This window comes from Pseudomonas sp. SK (genome assembly GCF_012975065.1).
GTDB lineage: Bacteria > Pseudomonadota > Gammaproteobacteria > Pseudomonadales > Pseudomonadaceae > Aquipseudomonas > Aquipseudomonas anuradhapurensis.
The window spans coordinates 2,315,935-2,331,377 of the sequence record NZ_CP051857.1 but is presented as its reverse complement, the minus strand read 5'-3'; the positions used below and the strand labels follow the sequence as shown (position 1 = coordinate 2,331,377).

Annotated in this window: 16 protein-coding genes; 7 read left to right on the top strand and 9 right to left on the bottom strand. The window is 65.0% G+C overall.

All coding sequences use genetic code 11. The annotated features are described in order from the left end of the window. Positions 1-100 precede the first annotated feature (100 nt). Together HG549_RS10730 and HG549_RS10725 are read right to left on the bottom strand one after the other, a co-directional pair. Positions 101-1,483: an aspartate aminotransferase family protein gene (locus tag HG549_RS10730; protein WP_170029471.1), complete on the bottom strand. Its 1,383-nt coding sequence runs from the start codon at positions 1,481-1,483 to the stop codon at positions 101-103. A gap of 42 nt (positions 1,484-1,525) precedes the next feature. Beyond that, positions 1,526-2,368: a helix-turn-helix transcriptional regulator gene (locus HG549_RS10725; protein WP_170029470.1), complete on the bottom strand. Its 843-nt coding sequence runs from the start codon at positions 2,366-2,368 to the stop codon at positions 1,526-1,528. Between the two features lie 278 nt (positions 2,369-2,646). Here HG549_RS10725 and HG549_RS10720 point away from each other — a divergent pair, with 278 nt between their 5' ends. Together HG549_RS10720 and HG549_RS10715 are read left to right on the top strand one after the other, a co-directional pair. Continuing rightward, the gene (locus HG549_RS10720) at positions 2,647-4,023 is read left to right on the top strand and encodes an APC family permease (protein ID WP_170029469.1); all 1,377 of its coding nucleotides are present in this window, start codon (positions 2,647-2,649) and stop codon (positions 4,021-4,023) included. 215 nt (positions 4,024-4,238) lie between these two features. Next, positions 4,239-5,597, top strand: coding sequence for an 8-oxoguanine deaminase (locus HG549_RS10715; protein WP_170029468.1), 1,359 nt, complete (start codon positions 4,239-4,241; stop codon positions 5,595-5,597). A gap of 73 nt (positions 5,598-5,670) precedes the next feature. Here the strand turns inward: HG549_RS10715 and HG549_RS10710 are convergent, their stop codons facing one another. Further along, positions 5,671-6,162 carry a GNAT family N-acetyltransferase gene (locus HG549_RS10710; RefSeq protein WP_170029467.1) on the bottom strand — a complete coding sequence of 164 codons (492 nt, stop codon included), beginning with the start codon at positions 6,160-6,162 and terminating at the stop codon, positions 5,671-5,673. Positions 6,163-6,316: 154 nt separating this feature from the next. Between HG549_RS10710 and HG549_RS10705 the strand changes: the two genes are divergently transcribed. Both HG549_RS10705 and HG549_RS10700 read left to right on the top strand, forming a co-directional pair. Further along, positions 6,317-6,901 carry a biliverdin-producing heme oxygenase gene (locus HG549_RS10705; protein ID WP_170029466.1) on the top strand — a complete coding sequence of 195 codons (585 nt, stop codon included), beginning with the start codon at positions 6,317-6,319 and terminating at the stop codon, positions 6,899-6,901. A 197-nt stretch (positions 6,902-7,098) separates the two neighbouring features. After that, positions 7,099-7,467 (top strand): hypothetical protein, encoded by a 369-nt coding sequence (locus tag HG549_RS10700; protein WP_170034138.1) that lies wholly within the window; start codon positions 7,099-7,101, stop codon positions 7,465-7,467. A 41-nt stretch (positions 7,468-7,508) separates the two neighbouring features. Here HG549_RS10700 and HG549_RS10695 read toward each other — a convergent pair whose 3' ends face one another. Next, entirely contained in the window at positions 7,509-7,655 is a 147-nt protein-coding gene (locus HG549_RS10695; RefSeq protein ID WP_170029465.1) for a DUF2986 domain-containing protein, read from the bottom strand. Positions 7,656-7,809: 154 nt separating this feature from the next. Here HG549_RS10695 and HG549_RS10690 point away from each other — a divergent pair, with 154 nt between their 5' ends. Then, entirely contained in the window at positions 7,810-9,588 is a 1,779-nt protein-coding gene (locus HG549_RS10690; protein WP_170029464.1) for a phosphoethanolamine transferase CptA, read from the top strand. A 291-nt stretch (positions 9,589-9,879) separates the two neighbouring features. On the opposite strand, the gene HG549_RS10685 is transcribed toward HG549_RS10690, so the two are convergent. Genes HG549_RS10685 through HG549_RS10670 form a run of 4 tightly spaced genes read right to left on the bottom strand, consistent with a single transcriptional unit; the run spans position 9,880 to position 13,287 of the window. Then, positions 9,880-10,413, bottom strand: coding sequence for a membrane integrity-associated transporter subunit PqiC (locus tag HG549_RS10685; protein ID WP_170029463.1), 534 nt, complete (start codon positions 10,411-10,413; stop codon positions 9,880-9,882). An 11-nt stretch (positions 10,414-10,424) separates the two neighbouring features. After that, on the bottom strand, positions 10,425-12,065 hold the full coding sequence (locus HG549_RS10680) for an intermembrane transport protein PqiB (protein ID WP_170029462.1): 1,641 nt from the start codon (positions 12,063-12,065) through the stop codon (positions 10,425-10,427). After that, positions 12,065-12,694, bottom strand: a complete 630-nt coding sequence (locus HG549_RS10675) for a paraquat-inducible protein A (protein ID WP_170029461.1) — start codon at positions 12,692-12,694, stop codon at positions 12,065-12,067. The genes HG549_RS10680 and HG549_RS10675 overlap by 1 nt, the downstream gene beginning before the upstream one ends. Next, complete coding sequence (locus HG549_RS10670) at positions 12,691-13,287, bottom strand: paraquat-inducible protein A (protein WP_170029460.1); 597 nt, start codon at positions 13,285-13,287, stop codon at positions 12,691-12,693. The genes HG549_RS10675 and HG549_RS10670 overlap by 4 nt, the downstream gene beginning before the upstream one ends. A 148-nt stretch (positions 13,288-13,435) precedes the next feature. On the opposite strand from HG549_RS10670, the gene HG549_RS10665 reads away from it, so the two are divergent. Further along, positions 13,436-13,909: a YMGG-like glycine zipper-containing protein gene (locus tag HG549_RS10665; protein WP_170029459.1), complete on the top strand. Its 474-nt coding sequence runs from the start codon at positions 13,436-13,438 to the stop codon at positions 13,907-13,909. 48 nt (positions 13,910-13,957) lie between these two features. On the opposite strand, the gene HG549_RS10660 is transcribed toward HG549_RS10665, so the two are convergent. After that, on the bottom strand, positions 13,958-14,863 hold the full coding sequence (locus HG549_RS10660) for a LysR family transcriptional regulator (protein ID WP_170029458.1): 906 nt from the start codon (positions 14,861-14,863) through the stop codon (positions 13,958-13,960). Positions 14,864-15,056: 193 nt separating this feature from the next. Here HG549_RS10660 and HG549_RS10655 point away from each other — a divergent pair, with 193 nt between their 5' ends. Beyond that, positions 15,057-15,443 carry a VOC family protein gene (locus HG549_RS10655; RefSeq protein WP_170029457.1) on the top strand — a complete coding sequence of 129 codons (387 nt, stop codon included), beginning with the start codon at positions 15,057-15,059 and terminating at the stop codon, positions 15,441-15,443.

The following is a 15,443-nucleotide window of genomic DNA, read 5'->3' as shown; positions in this document are numbered from 1 at the left end:
CGTGCCCGCGAATCAGGCGCTGCGGTGAATGGCACCGGCTTCGCCGGTGTGCGCGGGCTCGCCCGCTCCCACAGGGAAATGTGCTGCCCTTACCAGCGGTTCAGAACTTGCCGACCAGGCGCGCCGTGCGGTCCACGGCGATGCGGGTCTTTTCCACCAGCTCATCCAGCTCGCTGTGGTTGGCGACCAGGGCCGGGGCCATGATCATCCGGCCCAGGGTCGAGCGAATGATCACCCCCTCCTCGAAACCGAAGGTGCGGCATTGCCAGGCCAGGTCGTTCTCGTTGGCAAAGCGCTTTCGCGTCGGCTTGTGCTCGGCAAACTGCAGCGCCGCCACCAGGCCGGCGCCCTGCACCTGGCCGATCAACGGGTGGTCGGCGAACACTTCGCGCAGGATGCGCTGCAGGTACGGCCCGGTGTCGTCCCGGACCTGGCGCACGATGCCTTCGTCACGCAGCGCTTTCAGGTTGGCGATCGCCACCGCCGCCGCCACCGGGTGGCCGGAATAGGTCAGGCCGTGGGCAAACACACCGCCCCGCTCCACCAGCGCCTCGGCAATGCGCTTGCCCAGCACCAGGCCACCCATGGGCACGTAGCCACTGGTCAGGCCCTTGGCAATCGACAGGGTGTCGGGCTGGAAGCCGAAATATTCATGGGCAAACCATTCTCCGGTGCGGCCAAAGCCGCCGATCACTTCATCAGCGCACAGCAGCACATCGTACTGGCGACAGATACGCTGGATCTCGGGCCAGTAGCTTTCCGGCGGGAAAATCATGCCGCCGGCGCCCTGGAACGGTTCGGCAATGAAACCGGCAACGTTCTCGGCACCCAGTTCGAGGATCTTTTCTTCCAGCTGCAGGGCACAGCGGCGGCCGAACTCGGCCGGGCTCAGGTCGCCGCCCTCGGCGTACCAGTACGGTTCGTCGATGTGCGCCACATCCGGGATCAGCCCGCCCATTTCGTGCATGAACTTCATGCCGCCCAACGCCGTGGCGGCCAGCGTCGAGCCGTGGTAGCCGTTCCAGCGGCCGATCATGATCTTCTTGGCCGGCTGGCCGACCACCTGCCAGTAGCGGCGCACGGTGCGGATCAGCACTTCGTTGGCCTCGGAGCCGGAGTTGGTGTAGATCGCGTGGCTGTAATGCGCCGGCAGCAGGCTGAACAACAGTTCGGACAGTTCGATCACCGCCGGGTGGGTGGTGTGGAAGAACATGTTGTAGTAGGCCAGCTGGTCCATCTGCGCGGCAGCGGCGGCGGTCAGGTCGCGGCGGCCATAGCCGAGCTGGGTGCACCACAGGCCGGACATGCCGTCGAGGTAGCGCTTGCCCTCGCTGTCCCACAGGTGCAGGCGCTCACCGCCGACGATCACCCGCGGCCCTTCGGCGTTCAGCGCCTTCTGGTCGAGGAAGGCATGGATGTGGTGCGCGGCATCGGAAGCCTGGTAGTCGCGGGTCTGGCGTTGCGGGGCGAAAGGCGCATTCATTGTTGGTTTTCCTTTGCGGTGGGGGTGCAGGGCTGCCGGCGCTCAGCGCAGCTTGCCCATGTAGCTTTCCAGCGGGTCCTTGCCCAGCACGCCCTGGGCATTGGCCAGGGCGTCGATGAACAGGGAAAACAGCTCGGACTGGGTACCGATGTCGAGCTTGGCGTAGACGTTCTTGCGGTGCGACTTGATGGTGTCTTCCGACACGCCCAGGCGCTCGGCCAGCGATCGGGTGGAGTGGCCACGCAGGATCAGCTGGGCAATACGGCACTCACGCTCGGTGAGCAATGAACTGCCAAAATTGTTCAGGGCCGCATGGATACGCTGCTCGAGGATGTTCTCGAAGCGCCCGGCACGGCTGTCGAGCCCGGCGAAGTGCCTGCCGAGCACCGCCAGCACCCAAGGCGTGATGCAGCCGAACAGCGCGCGGCTGTGCCCATCGAGCTTGTCGGTGAACGCCAGCGACACGGCCAGGCTGTGCCCGGGCAGCAGCTGCAGGATGTAGTTCAGTTCATCCTGCAGGTGCGAATGGCGGTAGAACGACTGGTAGTACTCGCTCACCTCGAAATGGTCCGGCGCCACTTCGAACAGGCCATAGCAGCCAGACTCGACCTGCTCCACGCAAGCACCGTAGAACGGGTCGAGCAGGTAGAAGCCCGACAGGTAGCGGCTGACATTGCCTTCGGGCTGCCAGGGCGCGTTGTCGTCCTGCTCGAACAGTGCGCTGGGCATGCCGTGGTGCGGGTAGAGATACACCGTGGTCGCCTGGATCGGATGGATCACGCCCAGTGCGGCGAACAGGCTGGCAGCAAAGCCCGGGCGGCCGATGGCCTCGGTGACCTTGGCCTGGTGCTCGAACCACTGTTGTGTAAGCAATCGATGGGTCACGGTAGGCCTGCCATATCGAGTAGGGCACCGCCACAGTGCGGTGCGTTGTTGGCCAGATACTCCCACGGCGCCGCCGGCATCGGAATCACCCTTTGGGGTGAGCGCCTGCGCGCCTCGTCCGGCTCACCCCAAAGGGTGATTCCGGGTACCTGCGGGGTGTGGGAGCATCAATCCGCCCCACGCTGCGAGCCCCGCGCTCGACCTCCTTGCACAACGCCCACCGGCAGCGAGCCGCCTCGCCTGCTGCGGTGTCCTGCATCCCTTTCCAGGAGCTAGCAATGCATACAACAACAAGTACAGCCCATTCCCCCGCCGCGCATGCCCCATCCCCGGCCCCCACCGGGCGCTTCCGCACATCCATGGGCATGACCGCCCTGATCCTGTTCGGCCTGGCCTACATGGTGCCGCTGGCCGTGTTCACCACCTACGGGCTGGTGACCCAGATGACCAAGGGACACCTGCCCACCGCCTACCTGCTCACCCTCGCCGCCATGCTGCTGACTGCCTACAGCTATGGGCGCATGGTCCAGGCCCACCCCTATTCCGGGTCGGTGTATACCTACACGCGCAAGGCGTTCGGCAGCCACATCGGCTTCATCACCGGCTGGACACTGCTGCTCGACTACATCTTCCTGCCATTGCTCAGCTACCTGCTGATCGGCATCTACATGGCGGAATATTTCCCGGCCATTCCCGCCTGGGTGTGGGTGCTGGGCTCGATTGCCCTGGTGACCTTCCTCAACCTGATCGGCATCGAATCCATCACCCGGGTCAACTGGCTCCTGGTCGTGCTGCAGCTGGTGTTCATCGTGGTGTTCGTCGCCCTGTCGATACGCAACCTCGGTAGCCAGGGCGAACCGCTATCGTTGCTGGCGCCCTTCCATCACGACGGCTTCAGCGTGCCCCTGATCATGACCGGCGCCGCCGTGCTGTGCTTGTCGTTCCTGGGCTTCGATGCGGTGTCGACCATGGCCGAGGAAACCAGCAACCCGACCTACCGCATCCCCATGGCGATCCTCGCGGTGTCGCTGATCGGCGGCCTGCTGTTCCTGGTGGTGTCGTATTGCGCGCAGATGGTGTTTCCCGACTGGGGCAACTTCGCCGACCCCGACTCGGCTTCGGTGGACGTGATGCGGCGGGTGGGCGGTGAACTGCTGGTGACCGCCTTCACCGCCACCTATGTGGCCGGCTGCTTCGCCTCGGCCATGGTGTCCCAGGCCAGCGTGTCGCGGGTGCTGTTCGCCATGGGCCGCGACGGCGCACTGCCGCGGGCATTCGGCCAATTGCTGACGAAAAAGCGCGTCCCGGCCGCGGCCATCGTGCTGGTCAGCCTGCTGTCGCTGGTCGCCCTGGTGATCACCCTCGACACCGTGGCCAACATGATCAGCTTTGGCGCGTTGTTCGCCTTCTCCGCGGTGAACCTGGCAGTGGTCAAGCACTACCTGGTCGACCAGCGCCTGCGCGGGGCCCGCAACTACCTGCTGTATGGCGTGGTACCTGGCCTGGGCTTTCTCAGCACGTTGTGGCTGTGGAGCAGCCTGACCCACCTGTCATTCACCATCGGCCTGTGCTGGATGGGCGTAGGCCTGATGGTACTGCTCGGGCTCACCCGGGCGTTCCGGGTGAAGCTGCCGGAGCTGCAGATGGCCGAGTGACGACACGCTTGCACGGTGCCTGTGGGGGCGGGTTCACCCGCCGACACCGGCACCACCGGTGTCAGGCGGGGGCCGCCTGCTTCGCTGAACCCGCTTGCAAACAGGTCGCGCAGGGCTCGGGCAGCGAGGTGTATACAATTTCCCAAGACTCTGCTTACATGTTGCGGCGCCTACGACAGCGACAATCGTCGCTGGGTATTGCGCAGGCACATGCTATGCCCAAGACACTATTGGTAAAAAACGCCACCCTGCTGGTCACCATGGACGGCGAACGCCGCGAGATCAGCAACGGCGGCCTGTTCATCGAAGACAACCTGATCCGCCAGGTCGGCGCCAGCGACACCCTGCCCCAGCACGCCGACGTGGTGCTGGACATGGCCGGCAAGGTGGTCATCCCTGGCCTGGTCAACACCCACCACCACATGTACCAGAGCCTCACACGCGTGGTGCCGGCGGCCCAGGACGGCGAACTGTTCAACTGGCTGACCAACCTGTACCCGATCTGGGCGCGCCTGACCCCCGAGATGATCGCGGTGTCGACCCAGACCGCCATGGCGGAACTGATCCTGTCCGGCTGCACCACCTCCAGCGACCACCTGTACATCTACCCCAACGGCTGCAAGCTCGACGACAGCATCCACGCCGCCGACGAGATCGGCATGCGCTTCCACGCCGCCCGCGGCAGCATGAGCGTGGGCCGCAGCCAGGGCGGCCTGCCGCCTGACGCCGTGGTGGAGAAGGAGGCCGACATCCTCAAGGAGTCCCAGCGCCTGATCGAGGACTACCACGATGCCAGCCACGGCGCGATGCGCCGCATCGTGGTGGCGCCGTGCTCGCCGTTCTCGGTCAGCCGCGACCTGATGCGCGAAGCGGCGGTGCTGGCGCGCCAGTACGGCGTGTCGTTGCACACGCACCTGGCCGAAAACCTCAACGACATTGCCTACAGCCGCGAGAAGTTCGGCATGACCCCGGCCGAATACGCCGAGGACCTCGGCTGGGTCGGCCACGATGTGTGGCATGCCCATTGTGTGCAACTGGACCAGCACGGCATCGAACTGTTCGCCCGCACCGGTACCGGTGTGGCCCACTGCCCATGCTCGAACATGCGCCTGGCCTCGGGCATCGCCCCGGTACGCAAGATGCGCGACCATGGCGTGCCGGTAGGCCTGGGGGTGGACGGTTCGGCGTCCAACGACGGCGCCAGCATGATCGGCGAAGTGCGCCAGGCCTTGCTGCTGCAACGGGTCGGTTTCGGCCCCGACGCGATGACCGCGCGCGAAGCGCTGGAAATCGCCACCCTCGGCGGTGCCAAGGTGCTGAACCGCAACGACATCGGCGCCCTCGCCCCCGGCATGGTCGCCGACTTCGTCGCCTTCGACCTGGGCCACGTGGCTTATGCCGGTGGCCATCACGACCCGCTGGCGGCGCTGGTGTTCTGCACCCCGACCCAGGTGCATACCAGCGTGATCAATGGTCGCGTGGTGGTGCAGGACGGCCAATTGCTCACCGTCGACCTGCCACGGGTCCTCGAGCGCCATAACCAGTTGGCCCAGCAACTGGTCAGCGGCGGATAACAAGGCTGGCCTGGTGTCGCGACGGGCTGCCAGGCAGCCCTGTCGTGGCCCTGGCCGCACCCACTGCGGCGGCTCAGAGGGCCATGACCATCTCATGCCAGGCCATGCCACCGTGCTCCGACGGCGATGGCTGCACGTACTGGTAACCCATCTTCTGGTACAGCGGCACATGCTGCTGCTTGCACATCAGGTGGATGGTCTGCTTGCCCGCGGCCTTCATGCGCCTGACGAACTCGTCCATCAGGCGCCTGGCGTAGCCTTGGCCCTGGTGCGCCGGGTCGACCACCACCGACATGATCACCACATTCGGCGCTTGCGGGTCGTGCCCGACCAGCTCCTTGAAGGCTTCATCGGCCATCTCCACCTGGTGGGCGCAGCCGCTGTTGATGAAACCGACGATCTCTCCCGCCTGCTCCAGCACCAGGAATCCTTGCGGGTACTGCGCGATACGGGTACGGATCTTCTCCAGTGTGGCCGCTTCATCCCCTTCATAGGCGCCGATCTCGATGGCGTAGCAACGCTCGGCGTCTGCGGCGGTTGGGGTGCGGAACTGCGGAGTGCTCATGGCGGGTTTCCTTGACGGTGATTGGCAAAGCGGCCGTCATGGTAAATGACTGGCCAGCTGGACAGGCAGCTTTCTCAAACCCGTTGCGTGGCGCTTGCTGAGAGCCAAGGGGACAAGCATCATGGCGCATTGCCCACTCGCTATGGATACGCCGATGGCCTCAGTGCCGCTATCGCTCGCCGAACCCGGCCGCTGCAAACGCTTGAAGGCTGCCAGCAGCCAGGCCCACGACGATGTCGACCAACGGGTGATGGCCGCCAGGCCTTTCGAGAGCCGCGAACGCTACGCTCGCTTCCTGCAGGTACAGCATCGCTTTCATGGCAGCCTGCTGGCGTTATACCGCGATGAACAACTCAATCTGCTGTTGCCTGGGCTGGCGCAGCTGTCGCGCGCTGCCGCGGTCGAGCACGACCTGGGCGCGTTGGGCCTGGCAGTGCCTGCACCCCCCGCGCAGGTGTGTGCCAGCCCGGCCCAGGCCCTGGGCTGGCTGTACTGCAGCGAGGGGTCGAACCTTGGCGCTGCGTTTCTGCTCAGGCAGGCCCAGCGCCTGGGGCTGGACGCCGGCCTGGGCGCCTGCCACCTGGCGCCGCCTCCACAGGGCCGGGCGCTGCCCTGGCGCCAGTTCGTCGCCAGGCTGGACGGCTTATCGCTGGATGCGCAGCAAGAAGCCGAAGTGGTCGCTGGCGTGATTGCCGCGTTCGGCAGCTATCAGGCGCATCTGCGAGCGGAGTTTGCCTGATGCGACAGCCGTAAGCGGGTTGTTTCAAAAGTTGTACAAGTTGTTGCCACAGCGAACTTTTTCCCGTTTGCCGGTCTATGTGGGAGGCACAGAAAGGTAGCGGGACGCGAGACAGAATCGCCAACCACCTGCTGGCCAGATGGCTCAATTGTTCTCAGAGGTTGGCTTCGCTCATGAAAATACATGTCGCAAGGTTGATGCTGCTCGGCCTGTTCTCGTTGGCGGCGATGGGCACGGCATCGGCAACCCCCATGAAACCGTCCGTAGCGGCTGCCCCGGCGGTGCAATCACCCCTGCAGCCTGCCGGCAACCCCTGGGCGAAGTTGGCCAGCGTGGCCGATGAGCAGCCCGCCACGCTGCTCGCCCATGGTGACGACCGCTGGCATGACCACAGAAGCGACTGGCGCCGCGAACAGTGGCGCCGCGAGCAGGCCCGACGTGACTGGGAGCGCCGGCGCGACTGGGAATATCGCCGCGACTGGGAACGCCGGCGTGACTGGGAGCGCCGCCATGAGCGGGCCATGCACCAGCGCTACCATGACGATTATCGTTACTACCGCCGTTGATACGTGGCAACTGGCGCGGCCTTGACGGCTGCGCTGGTTGGTCAGCTGGCGGTATCCGCCGCCGCCTCGGCTTCCATCTTCAGGCGGTCCGCCTTGCAAATGTACTTTGGCTTGCGCGGCGCCAGTTTCGCGCTGGCCTTCTTGGCATGCGCCTGCAGTAGCTGCTTGATCTTCTTGCGACGGTTCATTCTCGTTCGACCTGTCAGTGCGGTTTGGCTGGATGCATCATACCTTGCCTGGGCCAACACCTCGTTGACGTTATTTTCACACCCGGCAGATTAGCGTCACGCCCTTTCCGGCGCCGCACAGATCCGCTGGCCGCCAAGGTACGACGAGGCAAACGTGTCACACACTCCATCCCCTTCTTCGCCCAAGCGCGTGGACTGGGCCGGCCTGGGCTGGCTCCTGCTGTTCTTCTGGTACTTCTCGGGCGTGACCCAGGCGCTGCTGCTGTTCAGCGGCACCACAGGTTTCGCCGGTTTCCGCGACGCCCTGTTCCTCAGCAGCCTGTGGCTGGCCCCGGTGCTGCTGCTGCCGCGCTTCACCCGCGCCACGGCCGCGGTCATCGGCCTGGTTCTGTGGGCCGCGTCGCTGGTAGGTTTGAGCTACTTCGGCATCTATCGCCAGGAGTTCTCGCAAAGCGTGATCTTCGTGATGTTCGAGTCCAACACCGCCGAGGCCGGTGAGTACTTCAGCCAGTACTTCAGCGCCTGGCTTGGCCTGGCACTGCTGCTGTACACGCTGGTCGCCGTATTGCTGTGGAAGCGCGTGCGCCCGGTACGCCTGCCGCTGCGCAGCCGCCTGCCAGTGGTCGCCCTGTTGCTGCTGGCCAACCTGGTGTATCCGTTCTACAAACAGATGGTCACCCAGCAACGCAGCTTTGCCGACGCGGCAGAAAAGGTCCAGCAGCGCATGGAGCCGGCCGTGCCCTGGCAACTGCTGGTCGGCTACCGCCAGTACCGCCAGCAACTGGACAACATGCAGCAGTTACTGGCCCAGAACGCCGCGCTGCCGCCCCTGCAAAACCTGCAGGACAGCAGCGGTGCAGCGCCACGCACACTGGTGCTGGTGCTGGGTGAATCGACCACCCGCGAGCACATGCACCTGTACGGCTACAACCGTGACACCACGCCCAACCTCGATGCGCTGGCTGCCAGTGACGAGGGCCTGACGGTTTTCCGCAACGTGGTGTCGCCACGCCCGTACACCATCGAAGTGATGCAGCAGATCCTCACCTTCGGCGATGAGCAGAACCCGGACCGCTTCCTCACCGATCCGTCGCTGATCAACCTGTTGAAGCAGGCCGGCTACAAGACCTTCTGGATCACCAACCAGCAGACCATGACCAAGCGCAATACCATGCTGACCACCTTCTCGCAGCAGACGGACGCGCCGGTCTACCTGAACAACCAGCGTAACCAGAATGCCAGCCAGTACGATGACGTGGTGCTGGCACCGTTCGAGAAGGCCCTGCAAGACCCGGCGCCGAACAAGTTCATCATCGTGCACCTGCTGGGTACGCACATGGACTATCGCTACCGCTACCCGGATGACTACGCGCACTTCACCGACCGCCAGGGCGCGCCCGGCGTGCTGACGCCCGAGCAGGTGGAAACCTACAATTTCTACGACAATGCGGTGCGCTACAACGACTACGTGGTCTCGAGCCTGATCAAGCGTTATTCGGCCACCACCCCCAATGGCTTCCTGCTGTACCTGTCCGACCATGGCGAGGACGTGTACAGCTCCGGCAACCACGACCGCCTGGGGCGTAATGAAGGCGCGCCGACCCGGCCGATGTATACCATCCCGTTCCTGCTGTGGACCTCGCCAAGCTGGCGTGCCGAGCACCCGCGCGACTTGCAGGCGATGGCCGACCGCCCTTACAGCAGCTCGCACCTGATTCACACCCTGTCCGACCTCGCCGGGTTGAGCTACGACCGCTACGAGCCGGCGAAGAGCCTGGTGAGCCCGCAGTTCGTGGTGGCACCGCGCTGGATTGGCGACCCGTACCGCAAGGATGGCCTGCGCGAGTTCGACCGCCTGCCGCAGGACAAGGCCGAGCGGGTGCAGCAGACGGTCAGCAACAGCCAAGCACAGAACGGTGCAGGCCCGGACTGACGCTGGGTAATTGCGCCCTTTCGCGACACAAGGCCACGCCTGTACCGGCTAACGCAGCCCCTGTAGGAGCGGATTTATCCGCGAAGCAGACGACGCGGTGAATGGCACCGGCTGTGCCGGTGTTCGCGGGTGAAGCTGCTCCTGTAGGAGCGGATTTATCCGCGAAGCAGACGGCACGTTAGATGGCACCGGCTGTGCCGGTGTTCGCGGGCATGCCCGCTCCCACAAAATCGGGCAAGCCGCTAGATCTTGAGCAAGAAAGAAGCCTGCACAAGCTCAACCTCGCTTCAGTCAGGCCGGCTGGCTACAACGCCCCTGGCGGGCGCTGCTTCGCACGGCCTCGGCCAGCTTGCGCAGGTTGGCCTGGTGGGCATTGACCAGGCTGGCGATGCTGTTGTCCGCTGGCGTTTGCAGCGAGGTGCGGCAGGTCAGTTCGTCCCGCCCCGGCTGGCTCAGACGCCACAGGGCTTCCAGCGAGGCGTAGCGCCCTGGCACCATGTCGAAGCGCTGCACGTCCACCCGCAGCAGCGCCTTGCTGCCCCCCACCGGTCCACCCAGCTGGTCTTGCAGGGCGCTGCGCAATTCATCCACCAAGTTGGCCCCCCACCACTCCGTCTCGAGGATGGCCAGGCCGCTCTGCCCTTGCCGTACCACCAATTGCGGGCGGTCCACCTGCGGCGGCACTGCCACCCTGGCCACCTGGATGCGTTGGCCGCCGTCACGCAGCGGCTCGCTGGGCACCAAGGTGTGATAGTTGTTTGGCGTGCTGCAGCCCCACAGCAGTGCCAGCAGCCCGGCCCCACATACATTGCGCAGTCGTTGCATCGGCGTTCTCCTCAGGGTTCCAGGCCTGCGGCCCCGGCCGCCTTCGGCCGACCACGAATCAGCGATTCGGGGTGGCGGCCCAGGTAATCGGCAAGGTCACGCAGCGAACGCGACATGCGTTCCAGTTCGTCCAGGGTCTCCCCCATCCGCTCGCGCTGCGGCGAGTCTTCGGCAATCGCCGAGTTGGCCGTGCGCAGGGTCTTGTGCATCTCGTCCAGCGCCACTTGCACCTCCGGCAATGTCTGGCCATTGAACTGCTTGAGGCTGGCACGCAGCTCACGCAGGCTGCCATCGAGGTTGCTGGCGATGCTCTCCAAGGGCAGTTTGCTGATGCGCTCGACCACCCGTTGCAGCTGTTCCTGCAACTGTTCCAGGCTGCCGGGCAGCGTGGGAATGGTGATCGGGTCGGCCGTCCTGTCGAACGCGACCTTGGGCGCGTCCGGGTAGAAGTCCAGGGAAATGAACATCTGCCCGGTGATCAGGTTGCCACTGCGGGCCTGGGCCCGCAGCCCATGCTCGACGAAGGTGCCAATCAGGCGCCGGGCGCCGTCCAGGTCACCCTCGCTGTGCTTGAACGCAGCGAGCATCTTGCGGTGCACCGGCCCCAGCCGCTGCGGGTAGATCACCGCATCGACCACTACCGGAAACGCCTGCCGGGCAGCATCGTAGTCAAGCTTGATCGAGGTGACCCGGCCGAACTCCACGCCCTTGAACTCCACCGGCGCCCCTACCGACAGGCCACGCATGGCCTGGTCGAAGCGCAACTGCAGGTATTGCGCCTGGCCACTAGGCGGCGCCAAAGCGGTATCACGGTCGGCAAACAACTGGAAGCGCGCCTGGTCGGCAGCGGGTTCGGCTTGCGGGGCGAAGTCGGGCGAGCCAAAGGCCAGCCCGCCCACCAGGATGGACGACAGTGACTCGGTATCGACCTTGAGGCCGTTGGCACCGATCTGCATGTCGACCCCACTGGCATTCCAGAAACGCGTATCGGCGGTGACGAAGCTGTCGTAGGGAGCCTGAACGAACACGCCGATCTCCACGCCCTTGCCATCGCCCTGCAGGGCAAACGACACCACCTCGCCCACCGGGATCTTGCGGTAGTAGATCGATGAGCCAACATCCAGCGAGCCGAGGTCGCTGGCGGTGAGCACAAAGCGCTTGCCTTTTTCGTCATAGGTGATCGGTGGTGGCAGTTCCAGGCCGACAAACGACTTCTCCGGCACGTTCGACTCGCCGGCATCCGCGCCGATGAAACTACCGGAAAACAGCGTGTCCACCCCGGAAACGCCGCCGACCCCGATGCGTGGTCGCACCACCCAGAAGCGCGCCCCCTGGGTGGCGAAGGCGCGGGCATCATTGGACAGCTGCACCTTGGCGACCACGCTCTTCTTGTCGTCGGCCAACTCTACCGTGGTGACTTCACCAATCACCACGCTGCGGTACTTGACCTGGGTCTTGTGTGCCACCAGCCCCTCCCCGGTGTGGAAGGCAATGGCAATCACCGGCCCCTGTTGCATCCAGTTCCGCACCACCAGCGAGGCGCCGATCAGGATCGCCACGATCGGCACGATCCATACCAGCGACACGTTCCAGCGCCGGGTGCGTACCTCGACCTGCCCGGCGCCATCGTGGTTGTCAGTCTGCTGCCCCATCAATGCGGCCTCCCCTCGTTGGTATGGCGATCCCAGATCAGGCGTGGATCGAAGCTCATCGCAGACAACATGGTCAGCACCACCACCATGCCGAAGAACAGGATGCCCACCCGCGGCTCGATGGTGCCCAAGCCACGCAGCTGCACCAACGCCGCCACCAGTGCTACCACCATCACATCGAGCATCGACCAGTAGCCGATCAGCTCGACGAAGCGGTACAGCTGCGAGCGTTGCCGGCAGGCCCAGGTAGAACCGCGCTGGGCGGTGTAGAGCAACAGGCCGAGCGAGAAGAACTTGATGGCCGGCACACCGACGCTGGCAATGAAGATGATCAGGGCGATGTCCCAGGCCCCGGCCTCCCAGAACTCCAGTACCCCACCGCCAATGGTGCTTTCGCTGCCGCTGCCGAGCATCTCGGTATGCATCACGGGCAGCAGGTTGGCGGGGATATAGAAAATCAGCGCGGCCAGCAGAAAGGCCCAGCCGCGGCTGATGGCATTGGTCTTGCGCCGGTGAATGGGCGCACCGCAGCGGCTGCAGGTGTGGGCGCCACTGCCCAGCGGGCAGGCCTGGCCACAGCCATGGCACAGGCACAAGCCCAGGTCATCGGCGCTGGCCGGGGTGTTCATGGCTGGTCCCAGAGGTCGCGGATGTCCTTGCCGGCGACATGAATGATCAGCATGCTCAGCGCAGCCAGGGCCAACAGGCCGATGCCGGGGATCACTTCGAGCAAGCCGGCCAGCTTGATCACCGCCACCAGCGCCCCCAGCAGGCAGACCTCCAGCATGCTCCAGGGCCGCAGGCCTTCCAGGCTGCGCATGCACACGGCAAAACCCGGCGCACGCTGGCCAGCCAGGGCAAAACCCAGCAGCCAGCACAACAGCCCGATCTGCAGCACCGGTGCGACGATGATGGACAAGGCCATGACCAGGGCGATGAAGGTGATGCTGCCGTGGCTGAGGATCTGCACCGAGTCCCACAATGTCGCCGAATGGGTCAGCCCCTGCATGCCGATGGTCATCACCGGGTAGAAATTGGCGAACACCAGCAGGATGCCGCCCGTCACGCTCAGTGCCAGCCGTTGCTGCACGGTCAGCGAGGTGTACCGGTACAGCACGCCGCCACAGCGCTGGCACAGGGCGCGCTGATGCTTGAGCAGCGGCGCGCGGTGATAAACCGTGTCGCAGTATTCGCAGATGATCAGGTGCTGAGTCTGGCTCATGGTGCTTCCACGGGTAGCGGGATTCAGGCCGGGATGTGCAGGCGAACAATATTTGATATCCGGTTTAGCCCATCTGGGCAAAACTGCCATCCGCTCGGCCACGGCGAACTATTCTGAGAGTCGGGATCCCGCCCGCTGGAGGTGTAGCATGCGTAGGTCGACGTGGAGTTACCTGTTGGTACTGCTGTGCGTGGCCCCGGCCGCCCTGGCGCAGTCGGTGGTACCGCTCAAGGGCCAGAGCAGCCAGCAGATGCAGCTGGATATCAACGACTGCAATACCGTGGCGACCAATGCCGCGAACAGCGCCGCGACGTCCAACGATCCGCATGTCGGTGGCCGCGTGCGGGGTGCCGCCGCTGGTGCGGTTGCCGGTGCGGCGGGCGCGCAAGTGCGCGGTAACCAGCACGACGCGCTGTATGACCGGGCCAGTGACGATGCCAAGCAGGCGTACCGGCAGAACCGTGCCGGCGAGGTGGCCGCCGCCGGTGCCGCCGTCGGTGGCATGCGCCAGCGCCAGGAGCGCCGCCAGGACCGCCGTGGCCAGGACGAAGCGCAGGCACAGGCCCATGCCAGTGCCTACGCCGGTTGCCTGCAGGGGCGCGGCTATCAGGTCAACCCCTGAGCAGCCGGCACGCCCTGCCCCGGCAATAGGCGGCATGGCGCACCCGGGTCAGAATGTCGCCAGTTGTTCCCGGCAGAATTCGACGAACAACTGAGCCGGCTTGGTCAGTTGCACCCGTTTCAACCATGCCGCCGCCAGCCCGGACAACGCGACCGGCTCGGCAATATCCACCATCGCCAGGCGCTGGCCGTCGTAGGTGTACGGCGAATGCGGGCGCGTCACCAGCAAGGAAAAGCCGAAGCCCTGCCCAACCATGCCGCGCACCATCTCGATCGATGGCGAGCTGAAGACGATGTTCGGCGTCAGGCCCATTTCGTTGAACAGGCTGACAAAGTAGGTGCGGCTCGGGGCCACGTCCAGCAGGATCATCGGCTCGGGGCACAGGTCGCGCAGCGACACCTGGGCCTGGCCGGCAAAGCGGTGCTGCTCGGGCAGCAACACATAGGGCTTCTGCGCTGGCATCAGCGGTTCGGCTTCGATGGTGCCGTCCAGGTCGTGATCGTAGAGAAATGCCAGGTCGAAGGTGCCGGCAGTCAGGCCCTGGATCAGGTCCTGCTGTTCGCCATCGCGCAAGCGGATGTCCACCCCCGGGTAGCGTTGGCGAAAGCCGGCAATCAGCCGCGGCAGGTACAGCGGGGCCACGGTTTCGAAACAGCCGATGTCAATCTGCCCGGCCACGGTGTCGTTATCGGCCAGGGCGTTCTGCTCGAACTCGTGGGCCATCTGCAGCAGCGACTTGGTCTTGGCGTAAAAGCGTTTGCCACTGGGCGTCAGCGACACGCCCTGGGCGTGGTGGCGGATGAACAGCTGCACGCCGAAGCTCTCCTCCAGGCTCTTGATCGCCGTGGAGATGGACGGCTGGGCGATGTACAGCTGGCGCGAAGCCTCGGCGACACTGCCGGCCTCCACGGTGGTGACGAAGTACTTGAGTTGTCGCAGGGTATAGGCAGCCACGGGCACCTCGCTGGCGCCGCTCCGGGCGCTGGAATCATGCTTGCCACTTTACCCTCGGCAGCCGCCACGTGGGGGCCGGGAGGTGAAGGATTTACCTATGGCTTGAACAGGTTTTTGGTAAGGGCGCCACTGGTCAATTACCCTCAACCGTCTTTACTGGTATTCATCGGCCCCAAGCATACGGTGTGTGTCTATGAAGATCGTGGTCACCAGCATTCTTGTCGACGACCAGGCCAAGGCCTTGGCCTTCTATCACTACGTACTCGGTTTCGAACCCAAGCATGACACCCCCATGGGCCGGCACCGCTGGCTGACCCTCACCTCCCCCAACGACCCCAACGGCGTCGAACTGCTGCTGGAACCCGACGCGCACCCGGCTGCCAAGGCCTACAAGGCGGCGCTCAAGCAGGACGGTATCCCTGCCACCTCGTTCGGCGTGCGCGACATCCAGGCCGAGTACACCCGGCTGTGTGCAGCGGGTGTGCAGTTCACCCAGCCACCCACCGCCGTGGGGCCGGTGACCGTGGCGGTGTTCGATGACACCTGTGGCAACCTGATCCAGATTGCCCAGAAGCACTAG

Coding starts and splice junctions, on each gene's coding strand:
- HG549_RS10695 (WP_170029465.1), bottom strand. CDS start 7,655: ATGAACCGTCGCAAGAAGATCAAGCAGCTACTGCAGGCGCATGCCAAG.
- HG549_RS10670 (WP_170029460.1), bottom strand. CDS start 13,287: ATGAGCCAGACTCAGCACCTGATCATCTGCGAATACTGCGACACGGTT.
- HG549_RS10675 (WP_170029461.1), bottom strand. CDS start 12,694: ATGAACACCCCGGCCAGCGCCGATGACCTGGGCTTGTGCCTGTGCCAT.
- HG549_RS10710 (WP_170029467.1), bottom strand. CDS start 6,162: ATGAGCACTCCGCAGTTCCGCACCCCAACCGCCGCAGACGCCGAGCGT.
- HG549_RS10705 (WP_170029466.1), top strand. CDS start 6,317: ATGGCCTCAGTGCCGCTATCGCTCGCCGAACCCGGCCGCTGCAAACGC.
- HG549_RS10730 (WP_170029471.1), bottom strand. CDS start 1,483: ATGAATGCGCCTTTCGCCCCGCAACGCCAGACCCGCGACTACCAGGCT.
- HG549_RS10685 (WP_170029463.1), bottom strand. CDS start 10,413: ATGCAACGACTGCGCAATGTATGTGGGGCCGGGCTGCTGGCACTGCTG.
- HG549_RS10715 (WP_170029468.1), top strand. CDS start 4,239: ATGCCCAAGACACTATTGGTAAAAAACGCCACCCTGCTGGTCACCATG.
- HG549_RS10655 (WP_170029457.1), top strand. CDS start 15,057: ATGAAGATCGTGGTCACCAGCATTCTTGTCGACGACCAGGCCAAGGCC.
- HG549_RS10665 (WP_170029459.1), top strand. CDS start 13,436: ATGCGTAGGTCGACGTGGAGTTACCTGTTGGTACTGCTGTGCGTGGCC.
- HG549_RS10720 (WP_170029469.1), top strand. CDS start 2,647: ATGCATACAACAACAAGTACAGCCCATTCCCCCGCCGCGCATGCCCCA.
- HG549_RS10700 (WP_170034138.1), top strand. CDS start 7,099: ATGCTGCTCGGCCTGTTCTCGTTGGCGGCGATGGGCACGGCATCGGCA.
- HG549_RS10680 (WP_170029462.1), bottom strand. CDS start 12,065: ATGGGGCAGCAGACTGACAACCACGATGGCGCCGGGCAGGTCGAGGTA.